The organism is Streptococcus mitis (assembly GCF_002860865.1).
Lineage (GTDB): Bacteria > Bacillota > Bacilli > Lactobacillales > Streptococcaceae > Streptococcus > Streptococcus mitis_AT.
This window is the reverse complement of record NZ_PKIE01000001.1, coordinates 226,541-245,816: the sequence shown is the minus strand read 5'-3', so window position 1 is coordinate 245,816 and position 19,276 is coordinate 226,541. Positions and strand designations below refer to the sequence as shown.

Sequence of the window (19,276 nt, the reverse complement as noted above, 5' to 3'; positions counted from 1 at the left end):
TTATAAAAAAAAAGTAGACTTTTTTCTAAAATTTTTGTAGTAAAAAAGGAGATATTAAAATCTCCTCAAATATACTTCTATTTTAGATTTTCAGGAATCGGCGCATTGAAATTCCTGATCCGATTGAACCGATAAAAATTCCAATCACAAATAATAAGGCAATCATCAGTGGACTGAATACTTCTGGTGATATCATTGAAAGGTTCTGACCAACCAATGACTTATTAACAGATTGGTAAACCATTTTATAGACAATAAATACCAGAACTGATGGAAGTGTTGCTCCAAGCAAACCAATGAAGGCACCTTCAAGCAAGAAAGGTCCGCGGATATAGCCATTCTTAGCACCTACTAAACGCATGATTTGAATTTCACGGCTTCGTGAAATAATGGTGATACGTATAGTATTAGAAATCAAGAACACCGCAATGAAAATCAATAATCCAGCGATAACTAGTCCCCAAACACGAATAAATGAGGCTAACTTAAACAAGCGTTCTGTATTAGCACCACCATCTTGAACTTCTGATACACCTTCGATTTTTTTAGCCTCTTCTGCTACTGTCTTTACATCACTTGGTGTATTTGTATCAACGATATATGCATCATAGAGAGGATTGGCATCGCCTTCAAAGATTTTCCAGTTGTCCCCCATTGTTTCTGTCAACTTTTCATATTGTTCTTCTTTACTTGAAAACGTAACACTTTTAACGGTTGACATACCTTTCAAAGCATCATATACCTTATGGTAGTCGTTATTTGTAACAGTTTGACCTTCTTTTTCAATGGTCTCACTATTATCAGCTACGTCCTTACGAATGTATACCATTACTCGGACATTATTTTCGATATCTGTAGCTAGTTTAGCCGTATTAAAGATAACAGATGCAAATATTGCAACCAAGGTCAAAGTAATCATAACTGAACTAACAGCAGCTACTGTCATCCAGCCATTTCGTTTCAAACTTTTTAACGATTCAAATAAATGACGAAAAAATCTACTAATCATCGTATCCATATTCTCCTTTAGCTTCGTCACGAACGACACGGCCATTTTCAATGGCAATGACACGGTGGCGCAAGGTATTTACAATCTGACTGTTGTGGGTAGCCATCAAGACAGTTGTACCTTGGAGATTGATGCGTTCCAGCAAGTTCATAATTTCCCATGAATTATCTGGGTCCAAGTTTCCTGTTGGTTCGTCCGCAATCAATACTTTTGGATTGTTTACAATGGCACGTGCAATTGCAATCCGTTGCTGTTCTCCCCCTGAAAGTTCATTTGGGAAAGAACGAACCTTATGCTTCAATCCAACCAAGTCTAAGACTTCCATAACACGTTTTTTGATATTACGGCGACTTTCTCCAATTACCTCCATTGCATAAGCAATATTTTCATAAACGGTTTTCTTTGGTAACAGTTTATAATCTTGGAAGACAACCCCAACACTACGACGTAGGAGAGGAACATCTTTCTTTTTAATTTTAACCAGATTAAAACCAGCAACAGATAAGCTTCCTTTTTCGATTTTTACTTCGCGATACAAAGAACGAATAAAGGTTGATTTCCCAGCTCCTGAAGGTCCTACGATGTAAACAAATTCCCCTGGTTGAACGCTTACCGAAACACCACGTAGGGCAGTCGTTCCGTTGTCGTATTTTTTGACGACATCTCTCATTTCAATAATTGACATGTGAGTTCCTTTCTATCTTAGCTGATTCTCCACTTGAGATAGGCATCAATAAAACCATCTAGGTCTCCATCCATAACCTTATCTACTTGTGCAACTTCAAAGCTAGTTCGGTGATCTTTTACCATAGTATATGGCGTAAAAACATATGAACGGATTTGGCTTCCCCATGTGATTTCCTTTTTCTCACCCTTGAGGGAATCAACTTCCGCTGCTTTCTTTTCTTGCTCCATTTGATAGAGCTTAGCCTGCAACATCTTCATGGCACGATCTCTATTTCCATACTGGGTACGATCGACCGTTGACTGGACAACAGTCCCAGTTGGAATGTGTGTTAAACGTACACCTGTTGAAACCTTATTGACGTTTTGTCCACCAGCACCACCTGAACGGAAGGTGTCCATCTTGATATCATCTTCACGGATTTCCACTTCAATGGTATCATCCAACTCTGGCATCACTTCTACAGATGTGAAAGAGGTATGGCGACGTTTAGCAGAGTCAAATGGTGAAATTCGCACCAAACGGTGTACCCCCATTTCTGACTTGAGAAGACCATAGGCATTAGGTCCTTCAAATGATAAGGTTACTGACTTGATACCAGCTTCATCTCCTGCTTGGTAATCCAATACTTCCACTTTAAAGCCTTTAGCATTTCCATAGCGAGTGTACATACGAAGCAACATATCACCCCAGTCCTGAGCCTCAGTACCACCGGATCCTGGATGGATTTCCAAGATGGCATTATTATGGTCATAAGGTTCTGACAAGAGCAAGGTCATCTCGTAACTGGTCATCATCTTATCAAGTTCTGACAACTGTTCAACCAATTCTTCATGTACCGACTCATCTTCAGCTAAAAAGTCTAATAAAATTTCAACTTCATCCTGCAACTCTTCCATCTTATGGAAAGTATTGTAAGTGTTTTTTAATTCATTTAATTCTTGCGACGTTTTTTGGGCCGCGATATTATCGTTCCAAAAATCAGGTTCTGTCATCTTGTTTTCCAAGATAGCAATCTCTTCCTCTAAACCTTCGAGGTCAAAGAGACCCCCTGAAAGAAGCTAATTTTTCACGATTTGCGTCAATTTTCTGACGAATTACTGAAATGTCCATAAATACTCCTTTTTTACATTATTTCATTATAGCATATTTTATCATTTCTTTCCATCTTTTGCTCTACTCCTCTTTTCATGAAAAAAGAAGCCTTTCGGCTTCCCTTTTTACAAGACTTTTGCTGAAGTACGAGTAATCTCTTCTACTTGAATATTCTCTGATTCAAATTTTTCTTTCAAGGCTGGTAAATCAATTGATCCATCGATTTGAACTTCGATAATGACCTTACCATCCTTACGCGGAATATTGACTGTATGAGAGATATTCAAATTTTCTTCTACAATCAAAGAAACAATCTTTCCGAGTACACCAACTTCATTTTCCGTAACAAAGCGTACACGAATCCCTTCTTCGCCATAACCTGCGATTTCAAGAAAGGCTTGGAAAACGTCACGGTCCGTAATAACCCCATAGACTTGATGGTTATCTACGACAGGAAGAATACCAATCTTGTTTTTCAACATCAGATAAGTTGCATCCTCTAGACTCGCATAGCCTGAAACAGTGACAACATCACGAATCATCACATCTTTTACTTTTGTCTTATTTAGAAGATAATTCATCTCATAGATAGAAAGACTTGTTGCTTTGGATGGACTAGCTTGGGCAATGGTTCCCTCAGTTACCAAACCAACCAATTGATCATTTTCGATAACAGGCAAGCGGTGCAACCCTTGCTCTCTCATCAAATCTGCTGCATGAGATACTGTTGTATCTGGACTAATATAAACTACCTTGCGGGTCATAAAATCTTTAACTGCCATGAGACTTCTCCTTTTCTATTCTTATCCCTATTATACAATCTTTTTGTAAATCTATCAAACGCTTACATTTCTTTTTCAAAATTCAGAAAAGTATGAATAAGCTAGCAAAAAGAGCTCTGAAATCGAGCCCTGTGAATGAAGGGTAGATACGCTTCATTCGATTTTATTTCAATTATCAGAAGCTAACCTTCCAGTGCAGATGAGAATTGCTTCGCAATCTCTATTCACCGACTAAAAAGGTCCCCCGGACTATAATGATGATTACTTCGTAATCCTCATCCACCGACTAAAACAATCCAGTGGATTTGATAATTGCTTCGCAATCTTCATCCGCCGACTAAAAAGGTCCCCCGGACCTTTTTAGCCACCTAGATATGCTTTTCTGACTTCTTCTGATGAAGCGAGTTCTTTTCCTGTTCCTGATAGAACGATTTTCCCTGTTTCCAATACATAGCCTCGGTCAGAGATTGCGAGTGCTTTATTGGCATTTTGTTCAATCAAGAGGACGGTTGTTCCTTGTTTCTGGATGTCTTGAATGATATCAAAAATCTCTTGGATAAAGATTGGGGCAAGTCCCATTGATGGTTCATCTAAAAGAAGAAGTTTTGGTGTTGACATGAGGGCGCGTCCCATGGCAAGCATTTGCTGTTCTCCCCCTGAAAGAGTAGCTGCATCTTGGTTCTTCCGTTCTTCAAGACGAGGAAAGCGTGAGAAAACTTTCTTCAAGTTGGCTTGATTTTCTTCACGATTTTTCTTTAAGAAAGCTCCCATTTCAAGATTTTCCATAACAGTTAAGCCAGGAAAGACGTGGCGTCCTTCTGGAACTTGTGAAAGACCACCTGCCACGATTTTTTGAGCTGGCATTTTTTGGATTTCTTGACCTAAAAATTCAATCTTTCCTGAACTCGGTCTAACCAAACCAGACAAGGTACGGAGAATGGTTGTCTTACCTGCACCATTGGCACCGATAAGGGAAACAACCTCTCCTTCATTTACTTCAAAGCTTACATCACGGACTGCTTGGATCATACCGTAATGCACAGAAAGATTATCAACTTTTAACATAGACATTAGGCTTCACCTCCTAGATAAGCTTCGATAACGCGTTTATTGGTCTTAATTTCGTCTGGAGTTCCCTGAGCAATCAAACGACCATATTCAAGTACGTAGATACGTTCTGTCACTTCCATGACCAGATTCATATCGTGTTCAATCAGCATGATCGTAATCTTAAATTCATCTTTGATACGACGAATTAACTCAGTCAATTCGGCTGTTTCCTGTGGGTTCATACCTGCTGCTGGTTCATCTAAAAAGAGAATTTTAGGTTCCGTAGCGAGAGCACGAACAATTTCCAAACGACGTTGTTGTCCGTAGGCAAGATTTTTAGCAAGAGTTTCTGCATCACCATCTAAATCAAAGATTTTCAACAATTCCAAAGCCTTAGCCTTTAATTCTTTTTCACTCTTGTAAAAAGCTGGTAAGCGTAAGAAACTAGCAAAAACATGTTGTTTGTGATGGTTGCCAAAAGCAATCAAAACATTGTCCAAAACTGTTAAATCTTTAAAGAGTCGAATATTTTGGAAAGTACGTCCAAGTCCCAAAGAAGCAATCTTATAAGGTGACTTTCCATTCAAAAGGTGACCATCTAGGGTTACTGTTCCCTCGCTTGGTTCATAAACACCGGTCAAAAGGTTGAAAAGAGTGGTTTTCCCAGCTCCATTTGGACCGATTAGTCCAACCAATTCCCCTTCGTTCAATTCAAGAGTCACATCTCCAACAGCTGTTAGACCGCCAAAATGTTTGGTTAACTGTTTTACTTCAAGTAATGCCATTAGTTTTGTTCCTCCTTCTTAGATTTTTTAAAGAAACGTGATAGGCTCAATTCCCATGTCCCAAGTAGTCCACCTGGTCTGAAAATCATTACCAATACCAAGGCCAAAGCATAAATAATCATACGCACACTAGCAACATCTTGGAGAAGCATATTCAAAATTCCAAGAACAATAGCTGAAACAATAGCACCTGTAATGGAACCAAGTCCACCAAAGACAACAATGATCAAAACGTTGATTGAGTTGATGAAAGTGTAATCTTTCGGTACAACTGAACCGATAAATCCTGCCTGAAGTGACCCTGCAATACTTGCAGTAATAGCACCAAAGACGAAGGCGATGATTTTAATCTTAGTCGTATTAACCCCAACTGACTCAGCAGCGATTTCATCCTCACGAACAGAGAGAGTTGAACGACCAATTGGACTACGCAAGAAGTTCAAGGTTGCAATAGTTGTAATCACGACAAAGAAGTAAACCATTTGCCAAGTTGTAAAGTTAGGAATTCCCAAGATACCTGCCGCACCATTTGTAAGGCTTCCGCCATTGATGATAAAGATACGGATAATTTCAGAAACACCTAGAGTCGCTACCGCAAGATAGTCCCCCTTCAAGCGCAAGGTTGGAATTCCGACAAGCAAGGCAACTGCTCCTGAAAGCAAAGCCCCTACAAGCATAGCTCCAAAGAAGGCACCGTAGGTTGGTGATTTAGAACCAATAATAGCTGCTGCATAGGCACCAATCGCCATGAAACCAGCATGACCAAGTGAAAATTGGCCTGAAAAACCAACGATTAAGTTGAGACCAACAGCCAGAATAATATTAATTCCGATTTGTTGCAAAATCTGAACATAGAATAGGTTGAGTACTCCGACTGAAACCAGTACACTAATCAAGCCATAGCCAGCTAACAAAAGGAGTAACCATAGAATATTAACTTTTAAATTTTCCTTCATCGTTTACACCTTCTCTTTCACATTTTTACCAAGGATACCAGCTGGGCGGACAATCAAGATCAACAACAAAATTCCATAAACAATGGCATCACGGAAGTCTGACATCCCAAAGGCTGTCGCAAAGGTTTCCAATAGACCAATCACAAAGCCACCAAGAGCCGCACCAGGAATAATCCCGATACCACCAAGTACTGCGGCAACGAAAGACTTAAGACCTGGAGTAACCCCCATCAAAGGCTCAAGAGAGTTATAATAAAGGGCAATCAAAACACCAGCCGCACCCGCAAGAGCTGAACCCAAAGCAAAGGTAAAGCTGATAGTACGGTTTACATTGATCCCCATCAATTGCGCCGCATCGCTATCTACGGATACTGCACGCATGGCTTTCCCCATCTTGGTCTTTTGAACAATGACTTGTAATAAAATCATCAAAATCAAGGAGATGGCCAAAATCATTAACTGCACGTTTGTTAGGCTAACTGGTCCCAAATCATAGCGAACTGTTTGAATCGCTTGAGGGAAGGCACGGGTATTGGCACCAACCAGATAGACCATGCCATACTCCAATAGGAAGGAAACCCCGATAGCTGTAATCAAAACAGCAATACGAGTAGAGTGACGCAAAGGTCGGTAAGCAAGGAACTCAATCACGACACCAAGAATGGCCGTCGCTAGCATAGCTACAATAAGCGCTACAAAGAAATTCATTTGGAAAGAATTAATCAAGAAATAACCGATAAAGGCTCCCATCATATAAATATCACCGTGGGCGAAGTTGATGAGCTTGATAATTCCGTAAACCATGGTATATCCTAGTGCTAACAGCGCATAAACACTACCTAGAATCAAACCATTTACTAGTTGTTGGAGCATAAGATTCACTCTTTCTATTTATAATTTTGAGGGTTTCCCCTCACTTTTTGATAGGTTCTTAAACATCGAAACAGGGAGTGAGTCAAAGGCTCATTCCCTATTTCAACATTTTTCTATTATGGTTTTACAACTTCTGCTGCTTCAACCTTACCATTGTTCATGGTCATCATGTAAGCAGTTTTGACTGTGTTGTGGTCTGCATCGAAGCTTGTTTGACCAGTTACACCTTCAAAATCTTTTGTTTTAGCAAGGTTATCCTTGATTTCACCTGAGTTTTTAGCACCTTTTGCTGCGTTTGCTACAAGGTGAACTGAGTCATAAGCCAAGGCTGCAAATGTTGAAGGCTCTTCGTTGTACTTAGCACGGTAAGCATCAAGGAAAGCTTTTGCTTTAGCTGAAACTTCTACAGTAGTTGAGAAGCCTGAGATAAAGTAGATGTTTGATGCTTTTTCAGCAGTTGCTTGTTGTACAAACTCTTCACCGTTGAATCCATCACCACCAACGATTGGTTTATCAATTCCCATACCACGCGCTTGGTTTACAATTTTACCAGCTTCAGTGTAGTAACCAGGGACGATGATAGCATCAAAGTCTTTCCCTTTCATTTTTGTAAGGGCTGCTTGAAAGTCTGTGTCACCTGCTACGAAAGTTTCATCTGCAACGATTTCACCCTTGTAAGCTTCACGGAAGGCTTTAGCAATACCTTTAGCATAGTCGCTGGCATTGTCAGTGTAAAGAACAACTTTCTTAGCGTTTAATTTTTCAGTAACATAGTTTGAGATAATTTTTCCTTGGAAGCTATCTTGGAATGTTCCGATAAAGAGGTAATCTTGACCTTTAGTCAATCCATCTTGAGTCGCACTTGGCGAAATCAATGGAACACCTGCTTTTGTAGCGTTAGCTACAGCAGCTGCAGTTGCACCAGATGTCGCAGGTCCTACGATTGCTGATACCTTAGATTGGGTTACTAGGTTAGTTGTTACTGAAGCCGCCTCAGCAGTTTCAGATTTATTATCTTTATCAACTACTTCGATTTGTTTTCCGTCGATACCACCTGCTGCATTGATTTCATCAACGGCAAGTTGGGCACCTTTTTGTTCAGATGTTCCGTAGGCAGCTACGGCACCAGTTTCTTCGAAGTTAAATCCAATTTTGATTGTCTTTTCCTCTACTGAGTTACCAGCAGCGTTTGACGCTCCAGACTTCACTTCTCCACAGGCTGCAAGAAGTGCTACACTTGCAAGCGCCACAAACGATAGGGCAAATTTTTTCTTCATCTTTTTTTGTCTCCTTATTTCTTAAATAAATAGCATGTTAAGAATATACCGAATTATCAGAAAATTGTCAACACTTTTCTTGAACTTTTTCGATGATAACGTTTTCCTCTCGATGAAGATTGCCCACAAAGGGTGTTTCCAGCTCTTGGATATGACAAACCCTGACTTTTTTTATAAACTTTTCCTTGCCCAAGCGCCCGACCAATTGCTCCATTTCTTGAGTTGGAACATAGAGTTGTAAGTAACGATGTTTCTTGGAATGATAGGTAATATCTCCATAATCCTGCAATTTTTTGGCATCACGATTATAGTAAAGATAGATAATCAAGCCAGATCGATTGACTTTTTCAAACATGATAAATCCTCTTTCTAAGAAATCTCTCCCTATTATACCAAAAAAAGCAAACCCAGTCGAGTTTGCCTTCTTTGATCATTAATTCAATGAATTGTTGGCCATGATTTCATCAATAAAGCCATATTCAAGTGTTTCCTGGGCGCTCATCCAGTTATCTCGTTCTGCATCTGCATGGACTTTTTCGATTGACTGACCTGAATTTTCAGCCAAGATTTTTTCCAAAGTATTACGAGTTTTAAGCAAGTGTTCTGCAGCGATCGCCATATCAGTTTGTTGAGTACCACCACCTGTACCACCCATCGGTTGGTGGATCATATACTCTGCATTTGGAAGCATGAAACGCTTGCCTTTTGCTCCACTTGATGCGATGACAGTCCCCATAGATGCAGCCATTCCCATAACAATGGTTTGGACATCTGCCTTGATAAAGTTCATGGTATCAACGATTGCCAAACCAGCTGAAACGGAACCACCAGGTGTATTGACATAAAGGTAAATATCTTTTGTACTATCTTGGGCATCCAAGAAAAGCAACTGTGCAATAACTGAGTTAGCCATATTGTCTTCAACTGGGCCTGTCAGCATAATGATGCGGTCTTTGAGAAGACGTGAGTAAATATCGTAGGAACGTTCCCCACGGCTTGTTTGTTCAATAACTACAGGAATCATTCATTTCTCCTTTTGAGTTTTAATTTTGTTGGTCAAATGACTGAAGATAAGACTATTATAATATCTTGGTCAAAAAAGGTCAAATTTTTGCTCTGTTTTCATCAGACAGAAACAAAAATTCAACCCCCTTTCACGACTGGAAATACTTTTCCAAATCATTCTTCTTTTCGATGTTATTTTGTACCGAACAAGCGGTCTCCAGCATCTCCAAGACCTGGAACGATATATCCGTGTTCGTTCAAACGTTCATCCAAGGCTGCTGTAAAGATTTCTACATCTGGATGAGCTTCTTGAAGGGCTTTAACACCTTCTGGAGCAGATACAAGGCAGACAAATTTGATATTTGATGCGCCACGTTTTTTAAGAGAATCAACAGCCAAGATTGCTGAGCCACCTGTTGCCAACATTGGGTCTACCACAAAAATTTGACGTTGGTCAATATCTTCAGGCAATTTCACTAAGTACTCAACTGGTTGAAGCGTTTCTTCATCACGGTACATACCGATGTGGCCAACCTTAGCAGCTGGAACCAAGCTCAAGAGTCCATCAACCATCCCGATACCTGCACGCAAGATTGGAACGATGGCCAATTTCTTACCTGCCAATTGTTTTTGAACTGTTTTTGTGATTGGTGTTTCGATTTCCACATCTTCTAGTGGAAGATCACGAAGTACTTCATACCCCATCAACATTGCAATCTCATCTACTAGCTCACGAAAAGCTTTTGTAGAAGTATCTGTACGACGCAAGATTGACAATTTGTGTTGAATCAATGGATGATTAATAACTTCAATTTTTCCCATTTTTGGAATTCCTTCTTTCAATTTATTCTTCTTATTATACCAAAAAACGGTTTAAAAATCTTTCTAAACCATTTATTTTTGATAATTTTTACATTAAATCCGCCTCTTTAAGAGCTGCCTGCACTGTCTCAAGTGGTAAATGGGTTAATTCTGTTCCCTTTTCTTGATAAAGGTATTGGGCATAGTCGTCCATTCGGTACTGGTTGATATAAACCACGCGCTTACAACCAACCTGAAGCAATTGTTTTGTACAGTTTAGACATGGAAAGTGGGTCACATAGGCTGTAAAGCCTTTGGGAACCCCACGTTCTGCACCTTGGAGAATGGCATTAACCTCTGCGTGAAGAGTGCGAACACAGTGACCTTCAATGACCAGACATTCGTGATCAATACAATGCTCAGTCCCTGACACCGAACCATTATAACCAGTGGAAATAACTTTATTATCCTTTACCAAAATTGCGCCCACTTTGGCACGTTTACAAGTGGAACGATTGGCAATTAGTAAGGCTTGGGCTGCAAAATACTCATCCCATGCTAGTCTTTTTTCAGTCATATCTCTTCTCCTTTTTCTCTATTTTTTAAAAAATGGTAAACCTAAATCTGCAATCTTTTCAGCTGGTACCTTCATGCCATCCTTGATCCATTTTAGAAGGACAGAAACGATGGCCGAGCTCCAAAAGGAATGAAGATAAGAGCTGACACCTTTTGATTTCCCATGGTATTTTTCTAAAAATTCCTCCATGGCTTGGACAAAGATTTTTTCCAGATGGTAATCCAAGGCCAATTGAATCACTCTGGCTTCCTTTCTGGCCTCCCGGAAAAGATGAACCCAGACCAGATAAAGATCTGTCTTTAAATCATAATGGTGCAGTTGTTCCATGATGTTGTGGACACTCCGTTTAAAGACACTCTCTAAAATTTCCTCTTTGGAATCATAATTACGGTAAAAGGCTGCACGAGAAACGCCTGCACGTTTGACCAATTCAGAAATACTAATCTTGGTCAGGTCCTTTTTTTCCAAGAGCTGCAAGAGGGCTGTTTCGATGGCTTCTCTAGTTAATAAATTGGATTCTTGGTTTGATTTTCTGAGATTTTCAAGAGACTTTTCAGAGATTCTACGTTCAGACATAACATTTTCTTTCTACTTGTCACAACAGACGGATGAGGCTTTTGTTTCAAGGGCTTTCATGATATAATTGTAAAAAAAGACAGAACCTTTGTCAATGTATAACTGACAAAGATGGAGAATTTCTATGACTTGGAAGATTATTGCTGACTCTGGTTGTGATTATCGTCAGCTGGCAAGACCAGCTATTGACACGACCTTTGTAAGTGTGCCCTTAACCATTCAAGTAGCTGATCAGGTCTTTGTTGATGATGCCAGTCTTGACATTGACCAAATGATGGAAACCATGTATGCAACTGCAGAAGCTTCAAAATCAGCTTGTCCAAGCCCAGATGATTATTTGCGAGCATTTGAAGGAGCCAAAAACATTTTCCTAGTAACCATCACTGGTACTCTTTCTGGAAGCCACAATAGTGCTCAACTAGCAAAAAATATTTATCTGGAAGAACATCCTGATACTAAAATTCATATAATTGATAGTTTGTCTGCTGGTGGGGAAGTTGACTTGCTCGTAGAAAAAGTGAATGACTTGATCGACCAGGGCTTATCTTTTGAAGAAGTGGTTGAAGCTATCACCGCCTATCAAGAAAAAACCAAGTTACTTTTTGTCCTAGCTAAAGTCGATAACTTGGTGAAGAACGGCCGTTTGAGCAAGCTTATCGGTACGGTCGTTGGCCTTCTCAATATCCGTATGGTCGGAGAAGCTAGTGAAACTGGAACTCTCGAATTGCTACAAAAAGCACGAGGACCAAAGAAATCAGTTCAAGCTGCCTATGATGAAATCATTAAAGCTGGATATGCTGGTGGCCGTATTGTCATGGCCCAACGTAATAACGAGAAATGTTGCCAACAGCTTTCAGACCGAATACGTGAAACCTTCCCACAGGCGGATATTAAAATTCTCCCAACATCTGGTCTCTGCAGTTTTTATGCAGAAGATGGTGGTTTGCTGATGGGGTATGAAATTGATTAATTGCATTCTTGACAAGAGGTGACTTCATCTCTTGTTTTTTTGTGGTACAATAGAGCTATGAAACATTTTGATACTATCGTCATTGGTGGAGGTCCTGCTGGTATGATGGCTACGATTTCCAGTAGCTTTTATGGACAGAAAACCCTCCTCATCGAAAAAAATCGGAAACTTGGAAAAAAATTAGCTGGTACTGGTGGGGGACGTTGCAATGTAACCAACAACGGAACTCTAGATGACCTACTAGCTGGCATCCCTGGAAATGGGCGCTTTCTCTACAGTGTCTTCTCCCAATTTGATAACCATGATATCATTAATTTTTTTACAGAAAATGGTGTTAAACTTAAGGTCGAAGACCACGGACGCGTCTTTCCTGCTAGTGACAAGTCTCGGACCATTATCGAGGCCTTGGAAAAGAAAATCACTGAACTCGGTGGTCGAGTTGCTACTCAAACGGAGATTGTTTCGGTTAAAAAGATAGACGACCAGTTTGTCCTTAAGTCCGCAGACCAAACCTTCACTTGTGAGAAACTCATTGTCACAACAGGTGGTAAATCCTATCCTTCGACTGGTTCAACTGGGTTTGGTCACGAGATCGCCCGTCATTTTAAGCACACCATCACCGAACTTGAGGCCGCTGAGAGTCCTTTGTTGACAGATTTTCCACACAAGGTCTTGCAGGGTATTTCGCTGGACGATGTGACCCTAAGCTATGGTAAGCATGTCATCACTCACGATTTGCTCTTTACCCACTTTGGTTTGTCTGGCCCTGCTGCCCTACGTATGTCTAGTTTTGTCAAGGGTGGTGAAATCCTTTCACTGGATGTCTTGCCTCATCTTTCTGAAAATGACTTGACTACATTTCTAGAAGAAAATCGGGAAAAATCCTTGAAAAATGCCTTAAAAACTTTGCTTCCAGAACGCTTGGCAGATTTTTTTGTGCAAGGCTATCCTGACAAAGTCAAACAGTTGAGTGAAAAGGAACAAGAACAACTTCTCCAGTCTATTAAGACCCTCAAAATCCCTGTGACTGGTAAAATGTCTCTCGCCAAATCCTTTGTTACCAAGGGTGGTGTCAGTCTTAAGGAAATCAACCCTAAAACCCTTGAAAGTAAGCTGGTACCTGGCCTTCACTTTGCTGGCGAAGTCATGGATATCAATGCCCACACGGGTGGCTTTAATATCACTTCAGCCCTCTGTACCGGTTGGGTGGCAGGCTCAAATCAAATATATAAATAATTGAATGACTAAAATACAAAATAAGAAAGGAAGTCCTTTGGAACATATTATTTTACTAAGAGGTGTTACTCCTAATGGAAAAAATGCTATCCCGAAAATGTCTTATTTGGTAGATATTTTAACAGAAGCTGGTTTTCAACACGTTCGAACCTATATTCAAAGTGGGAATATCATTCTTGAAAGTGATTTAGATTTAGAAGAAATACGAGAATGTGTTCATACTCTGATAAAGGAAAAAATTGGGGCCGACTTAAAAATGGTTATCAAGAACAAAAGTGATTTTAAAAAAATTGTCCAAGAAAACCCGTTTGGAGAACACTATCTTTATGACCGTATACATGTGATTTTTTATCAAGAATCTATTCAAAGTCTCCCTTTAGAAAAATTGAAAATTGATTACGGTGAAGAAGAAATTTGTATCGGTAACCATTGTCTTTACCTCTATCTCCCTAGAACTGCTAAACAAAAGAAACTCCATACCAACTATCTTGAAAAGCTTTTTAATGTAGATTTGACCATGCGAAAACTAAATGTGGTAGAAAAATTATTAAGCAAATAGTGCTTGAATTTAGTAAAAATCGGAAGAATGCTCCTCCGATTTTATTTTGTCTGAGTTTGGACATAATAGGCAATGACATCTGATGTGTACTGGGCTGTTCCAGGTCCAAATTTGTCAATGTTTTCCTTAAATTCTGGGTTGTAGACGTAGCCTTTACCGATATAACCAAATACCTCAATAGAGCAGTCAAATCCATAAGTACGGATGGCTTGCAAGAGTTTAGTGGCTTCTTCTTGATTTTCGGTTGCTGTTACAGGTAGACCAGCTTGAAGATTTTGTGCCAAAGCTTGAAAAACTTGGTTGAAGGCAGCTGTAGCCTCGTCTTCGTGACCTTTTTGGCGCTCCAGCGCTTGGTCCATGACTTCTTGTCCATATTTCTCTACCGCCTCTTGGTGGTATTTTTGATGGTCTTGGTAGTTAAATCCAGCAAATTTCTCTTGAATGCTCATTTCTCTTTCTCCTTTTTGTTCTTTAATGGTTTTTTGCAAGGTTGAAATCAAGGTATCCAGATGTTCCCTTTCTCGAGTCAAATAGTCCAACTGTCTGGTCAGATGGGGCAATAAATCTGTCCTTTCTTCCTTTAATAGCTCTGCTATTTTTTCCAAAGAAAAACCTAGGTATTTGTAATAAAGAATAACCTGAAGGCGTTCCAAATCCTCCTGACTGTAGGTTCGATAGCCGTTTTCCGACTTTAAAGGAACCAAGAGCCCTATCTTGTCGTAGTGATGCAGGGTCTTGACAGAGACACCCGAAAGCTGGGCAGCTTCTTTTATATGGTACATGATTTCCTCCTTATACTCAATGAAAATCAAAGAGCAAACTAGGAAGCTAGCCGCAGGCTGTACTTGAGTACGGTAAGGCGACGCTGACGTGGTTTGAATTTGATTTTCGAAGAGTATTACATTGATAGTATAACCCCTCCCCCTAGGTCAGAGTCAAGCGTTTTTGCGAAATTTTTTTACTTTATCATAACATGAAAATGGTTTTCTTGACAGACCTTAGAAAACATGATAGGATAGTCAAGTCTATCAATCAAAAGAAAGGCTCATTTTGAGTACTTATGAGGCTATTTGCCAAGGGCAGTAGCTTTTTCTTTTGTAATACTAATTTTAGGAGTTTAACTATGTCTGAAAAATCGCAATGGGGTTCTAAACTGGGCTTTATCCTAGCATCTGCTGGTTCAGCCATCGGACTTGGAGCCGTTTGGAAATTTCCTTATATGACTGCTGCTAACGGTGGAGGAGGCTTTTTACTAGTCTTTCTCATCTCCACTATTCTAATCGGTTTTCCCCTTTTGCTAGCTGAGTTTGCCCTCGGCCGAAGTGCTGGTGTCTCAGCTATCAAAACCTTTGGAAAACTAGGAAAGAATAGCAAGTACAACTTTATCGGTTGGATTGGTGCCTTTGCCCTTTTTATCCTTTTATCGTTTTACAGTGTTATTGGTGGCTGGATTTTAGTCTATCTAGGCATTGAGTTTGGAAAATTGTTCCAACTTGGTGGAACGGGTGATTATGCTCAGTTATTTACTTCAATCATTTCAAATCCAGCCATTGCCCTAGGAGCTCAAGCAGCCTTTATCCTATTGAATATCTTCATTGTATCACGTGGGGTTCAAAAAGGGATTGAAAGAGCTTCGAAAGTCATGATGCCCCTGCTCTTTATCATCTTTGTTGTCATCATTGGGCGCTCTCTCAGTTTGCCAAATGCCATGGAAGGGGTTCTTTACTTCCTAAAACCAGACTTCTCTAAGCTGACAAGTGCTGGTCTCCTCTATGCTCTGGGACAATCTTTCTTTGCCCTCTCACTAGGGGTTACAGCCATGCTGACCTATGCTTCTTATTTGGACAAAAAAACCAATCTAGTCCAGTCAGGGATTTCCATCGTAGTCATGAATATTTCAGTATCTATCATGGCGGGTCTAGCCATTTTCCCAGCCATGTCAGCCTTCAATATCCAATCTGAAGGGGGACCGAGCCTGCTCTTTATCGTCTTGCCTCAGCTCTTTGACAAGATGCCTTTTGGAACCATTTTCTACATCCTCTTCCTCATGCTCTTCCTCTTTGCGACGGTCACTTCTTCTGTCGTTATGTTGGAAATCAATGTAGGCAATATCACCAATCAGGACAACAGCAAGCGTGCCAAATGGAGTGTTATTTTAGGAATTTTGACCTTTGTCTTTGGAATCCCTTCAGCCCTATCTTACAGTATTATGGCAGATGTTCATATTTTTGGGAAGACCTTCTTTGATGCTATGGACTTCTTGGTTTCCAATCTCCTTATGCCATTTGGAGCTCTCTGCCTTTCACTTTTTACAGGCTATATCTTTAAAAAGGTTCTTGCAATGGAGGAACTCCATCTCGATGAAATAGCATGGAAACAGGGACTGTTCCAAGTCTGGCTATTCCTTCTTCGTTTCATCATTCCAATCATCATCATCGTGGTCTTTATCGCCCAATTTATGTAATCAAAAGGACTTGAGTAATGAACTCAGGCCCTTTCTTTTTTATGGATGGCTAACAATCAATTCCAAATCTTGTCCTTCCAAGGTCCAAGCTTCAACATCACTTGGTAGGATAAAGTGGCTACCTTTTTGGATTGGATAGTTTTTTCCGTCAACAGTCAGTTGACCTTGACCAGCTAAGACACTAAACAAGCTGTAGTCAGCTGTCTTTTCGAAGTCAACTTTTCCAGTAATTTCCCACTTGTAAACTGCAAAGAAATCATTGGATACAAGGAGAGTGGAACTCAAATCATCTGCTTTAACAGTTACAGGACGGCTATTGGCAGGCTCTCCAATGTTCAAAACATCGATAGATTTTTCAAGGTGAAGTTCACGCAAGTTGCCATTATCATCCTTACGGTCAAAGTCATAGACGCGGTAAGTTGTATCACTAGACTGTTGGGTTTCAAGAATCAAGATGCCTGCCCCGATAGCATGCATGGTGCCACTTGGCACATAGAAGAAATCTCCAGCCTTAACAGGAACTTTTGTCAGCAAGTCCTCCCAGTTTTTATCCTCGATTTGCTGGCGGAGTTCTTCTTTTGACTTAGCATTGTGACCGTAGATAATCTCTGAACCTTCATCCGCTGCGATAATGTACCAGCATTCTGTTTTTCCAAGTTCGCCTTCATGCTCCAGTCCATAAGCATCATCTGGGTGAACTTGGACGCTGAGCCAGTCGTTGGCATCCAGAATCTTAGTCAAAAGCGGAAATACAGGTTCTGGACGATTGCCAAACAATTCACGGTGTTCTGCATACAAAGTAGCTAGGTCTGTTCCCTCGTAACGACCATTGGAAACTTTAGAGACTCCATTTGGATGAGCTGAGATGGCCCAGTATTCTCCGATTTTTTCACTTGGGATGTCGTAGCCAAACTCATCACGTAGCTTGGTTCCACCCCAGATTTTTTCTTGCATAACTGATTGTAAAAATAATGGTTCTGACATCTTATTCTCCTGTCTGATTTTTCTCCCCTCATTATAGCAAAAAGCCAGGTCTAATTGAACTCTTTTTCCTATTATATAAAGTAGAGAGAAGATTTTATAAAAATAGTGAACAAATGTGCTCTACTCAATACTTGCACCATTGCTGGCAATGACATCCTTGTACCAGTAGAAGGATTTCTTCTTGCTCCGTTTGAGACTTCCTTGACTCGCATTATCTCGATCCACATAGATAAAGCCATAGCGCTTGTTCATTTCGCCCGTTCCAGCTGAAACCAAATCGATACATCCCCAAGTCGTATAACCGAGCAAGTCAACCCCATCTTGGTAAATGGCATCTCGCATAGCCTTGATGTGGGCCTCTAAATAAGCAATTCGATAGTCATCCGCTACATAGCCATTTTCATCTGGCGTGTCTATAACACCGAGTCCATTTTCTACGATGAACATAGGTTTTTGGTAACGATCCCAGATGGCATTGAGGGTGATACGAAGTCCCAATGGGTCAATCTGCCAACCCCATTCAGAGGATTCCAGATAAGGATTTTTGATAGAGGCAAAGACATTTCCAGCGGTCATATTCCTCACTTCTGGATCCCCTGAGGCCACTCGGCTCGCATAGTAAGAGAAGGAAACAAAGTCAACAGTATGATTCTTCAACAAGTCCAAATCCTCTAACGTCATTTGAATCTTAATTCCCTCACGCTCCCACTGCTTCTTTGCGTAATTTGGGTATTCCCCACGCGCTTGAACATCAATGAAGAAGTAACTCTTGCGGTCTTCCTCCATGGCTGCCCAGTAGTCTCTTGGATGGGCTGTGTTAGGATAGTATTGCCCTGCAGCCAACATACATCCCACCTTATTTTCTGGGTCAATTTCGTGGGCAATCTTTGTCGCAAGAGCTGAAGCTACCAACTCATAGTGTGCAGCCTGATATTTAACCAGTTCTTGATTTTCTCCTTCTTCAAAACAGAGCCCAGCTCCCATAAAGGGGGCATGGAGAATCATGTTGATTTCGTTGAAGGTAAGCCAATATTTGACCAAACCCTTATAGCGGGTAAAGAGTGTGCGACAAAGTTTTTCATAGAAGTCTAACATCCGACGATTGCGCCAACCACCGTACTCTGTAATCAAGTGCATAGGACAGTCGAAATGAGTGATAGTCACCAGAGGTTGGATACCATACTTGTGGCACTCCTTAAATAAATCCTCATAAAAGGCTAGACCAGCTTCATTTGGCACTGTTTCGTCGCCCTTAGGAAAAATCCGAGTCCAAGCAATGGATAGACGATAAGTCTTAAAGCCCATTTCCGCAAAAAGGGCAATATCTTCCTTGTAATGATGGTACATATCAATAGCTTGCTTGGCTGGGTAAAAATAGCCCTCCTCAAACGAAAACATCTTTTTCTGACCTGTGATAATGGCTTCACGATCTGGACCGATGGGGACGACATCCACATTCGCCAATCCACGACCTTCTAAATTATAAGCACCCTCACACTGGTTGGCAGCTGTCGCTCCGCCCCACAAGAAACCATCCGGAAAAGTCAGTTTTTCGGTCATAACTCTACTCACTTTCTTATTTGCTTGTTCAT

At 40.5% G+C, this 19,276-nt stretch carries 21 protein-coding genes; 4 read left to right on the top strand and 17 right to left on the bottom strand.

Annotation, left to right across the window (positions count from 1 at the left end; genetic code table 11):
• Positions 1–82: 82 nt before the first annotated feature.
• The 14 genes from ftsX to CYK18_RS01155 form a co-directional block, all read right to left on the bottom strand.
• The gene (gene ftsX / locus CYK18_RS01225; RefSeq protein ID WP_000625545.1) at positions 83–1,009 is read right to left on the bottom strand and encodes a permease-like cell division protein FtsX; all 927 of its coding nucleotides are present in this window, start codon (positions 1,007–1,009) and stop codon (positions 83–85) included.
• Positions 1,002–1,694, bottom strand: a complete 693-nt coding sequence (gene ftsE / locus CYK18_RS01220) for a cell division ATP-binding protein FtsE (protein ID WP_000022269.1) — start codon at positions 1,692–1,694, stop codon at positions 1,002–1,004. The genes ftsX and ftsE overlap by 8 nt, the downstream gene beginning before the upstream one ends.
• Before the next feature lie 17 nt (positions 1,695–1,711).
• Positions 1,712–2,807 (bottom strand): peptide chain release factor 2 gene (gene prfB, locus CYK18_RS01215; RefSeq protein ID WP_101784613.1). Its coding sequence is split into 2 segments (ribosomal slippage): positions 1,712–2,734 and positions 2,736–2,807, totalling 1,095 coding nucleotides; the frame shifts between segments, so codons are not numbered across the junction.
• Between the two features lie 107 nt (positions 2,808–2,914).
• On the bottom strand, positions 2,915–3,571 hold the full coding sequence (locus CYK18_RS01210) for a CBS domain-containing protein (protein ID WP_004256822.1): 657 nt from the start codon (positions 3,569–3,571) through the stop codon (positions 2,915–2,917).
• Between the two features lie 360 nt (positions 3,572–3,931).
• Positions 3,932–4,642 (bottom strand): ABC transporter ATP-binding protein, encoded by a 711-nt coding sequence (locus CYK18_RS01205; RefSeq protein WP_000062200.1) that lies wholly within the window; start codon positions 4,640–4,642, stop codon positions 3,932–3,934.
• A complete protein-coding gene (locus tag CYK18_RS01200) occupies positions 4,642–5,406 on the bottom strand; it encodes an ABC transporter ATP-binding protein (RefSeq protein ID WP_001185997.1) in 765 nt (254 codons plus the stop codon). The genes CYK18_RS01205 and CYK18_RS01200 overlap by 1 nt, the downstream gene beginning before the upstream one ends.
• Positions 5,406–6,362, bottom strand: coding sequence for a branched-chain amino acid ABC transporter permease (locus CYK18_RS01195; protein WP_000662290.1), 957 nt, complete (start codon positions 6,360–6,362; stop codon positions 5,406–5,408). Before CYK18_RS01195 ends, CYK18_RS01200 begins: the two co-directional genes overlap by 1 nt.
• A 3-nt stretch (positions 6,363–6,365) precedes the next feature.
• Positions 6,366–7,235, bottom strand: coding sequence for a branched-chain amino acid ABC transporter permease (locus CYK18_RS01190; protein ID WP_000941427.1), 870 nt, complete (start codon positions 7,233–7,235; stop codon positions 6,366–6,368).
• Positions 7,236–7,351: 116 nt separating this feature from the next.
• Positions 7,352–8,512 (bottom strand): ABC transporter substrate-binding protein, encoded by a 1,161-nt coding sequence (locus CYK18_RS01185; RefSeq protein ID WP_000726121.1) that lies wholly within the window; start codon positions 8,510–8,512, stop codon positions 7,352–7,354.
• Positions 8,513–8,579: 67 nt separating this feature from the next.
• Entirely contained in the window at positions 8,580–8,867 is a 288-nt protein-coding gene (locus CYK18_RS01180) for a YlbG family protein (RefSeq protein WP_000462118.1), read from the bottom strand.
• A 78-nt stretch (positions 8,868–8,945) separates the two neighbouring features.
• The gene (clpP, locus tag CYK18_RS01170) at positions 8,946–9,536 is read right to left on the bottom strand and encodes an ATP-dependent Clp protease proteolytic subunit ClpP (protein ID WP_000613475.1); all 591 of its coding nucleotides are present in this window, start codon (positions 9,534–9,536) and stop codon (positions 8,946–8,948) included.
• Between the two features lie 173 nt (positions 9,537–9,709).
• Positions 9,710–10,339 carry a uracil phosphoribosyltransferase gene (upp, locus tag CYK18_RS01165; RefSeq protein WP_000515974.1) on the bottom strand — a complete coding sequence of 210 codons (630 nt, stop codon included), beginning with the start codon at positions 10,337–10,339 and terminating at the stop codon, positions 9,710–9,712.
• 88 nt (positions 10,340–10,427) lie between these two features.
• A complete protein-coding gene (locus tag CYK18_RS01160; protein ID WP_000136973.1) occupies positions 10,428–10,895 on the bottom strand; it encodes a deoxycytidylate deaminase in 468 nt (155 codons plus the stop codon).
• An 18-nt stretch (positions 10,896–10,913) separates the two neighbouring features.
• On the bottom strand, positions 10,914–11,471 hold the full coding sequence (locus tag CYK18_RS01155) for a TetR/AcrR family transcriptional regulator (RefSeq protein ID WP_101784610.1): 558 nt from the start codon (positions 11,469–11,471) through the stop codon (positions 10,914–10,916).
• Between the two features lie 124 nt (positions 11,472–11,595).
• On the opposite strand from CYK18_RS01155, the gene CYK18_RS01150 reads away from it, so the two are divergent.
• From CYK18_RS01150 to CYK18_RS01140, 3 genes are read left to right on the top strand one after another with little or no spacing between them, the layout of a single operon-like run.
• Positions 11,596–12,441 carry a DegV family protein gene (locus CYK18_RS01150; protein WP_024057020.1) on the top strand — a complete coding sequence of 282 codons (846 nt, stop codon included), beginning with the start codon at positions 11,596–11,598 and terminating at the stop codon, positions 12,439–12,441.
• 57 nt (positions 12,442–12,498) lie between these two features.
• Positions 12,499–13,677, top strand: a complete 1,179-nt coding sequence (gene aao, locus CYK18_RS01145) for an aminoacetone oxidase (protein ID WP_064276978.1) — start codon at positions 12,499–12,501, stop codon at positions 13,675–13,677.
• Positions 13,678–13,714: 37 nt separating this feature from the next.
• On the top strand, positions 13,715–14,236 hold the full coding sequence (locus tag CYK18_RS01140) for a DUF1697 domain-containing protein (RefSeq protein WP_000400044.1): 522 nt from the start codon (positions 13,715–13,717) through the stop codon (positions 14,234–14,236).
• 41 nt (positions 14,237–14,277) lie between these two features.
• On the opposite strand, the gene CYK18_RS01135 is transcribed toward CYK18_RS01140, so the two are convergent.
• The gene (locus CYK18_RS01135; protein WP_000274780.1) at positions 14,278–15,018 is read right to left on the bottom strand and encodes a MerR family transcriptional regulator; all 741 of its coding nucleotides are present in this window, start codon (positions 15,016–15,018) and stop codon (positions 14,278–14,280) included.
• A gap of 341 nt (positions 15,019–15,359) precedes the next feature.
• On the opposite strand from CYK18_RS01135, the gene CYK18_RS01125 reads away from it, so the two are divergent.
• Entirely contained in the window at positions 15,360–16,700 is a 1,341-nt protein-coding gene (locus CYK18_RS01125; protein ID WP_101784608.1) for a sodium-dependent transporter, read from the top strand.
• A 39-nt stretch (positions 16,701–16,739) separates the two neighbouring features.
• On the opposite strand, the gene manA is transcribed toward CYK18_RS01125, so the two are convergent.
• Both manA and CYK18_RS01115 read right to left on the bottom strand, forming a co-directional pair.
• Entirely contained in the window at positions 16,740–17,684 is a 945-nt protein-coding gene (manA, locus tag CYK18_RS01120; protein ID WP_101784606.1) for a mannose-6-phosphate isomerase, class I, read from the bottom strand.
• Positions 17,685–17,804: 120 nt separating this feature from the next.
• The gene (locus CYK18_RS01115) at positions 17,805–19,244 is read right to left on the bottom strand and encodes a 6-phospho-beta-glucosidase (RefSeq protein ID WP_049487062.1); all 1,440 of its coding nucleotides are present in this window, start codon (positions 19,242–19,244) and stop codon (positions 17,805–17,807) included.
• Positions 19,245–19,276 lie beyond the last annotated feature (32 nt).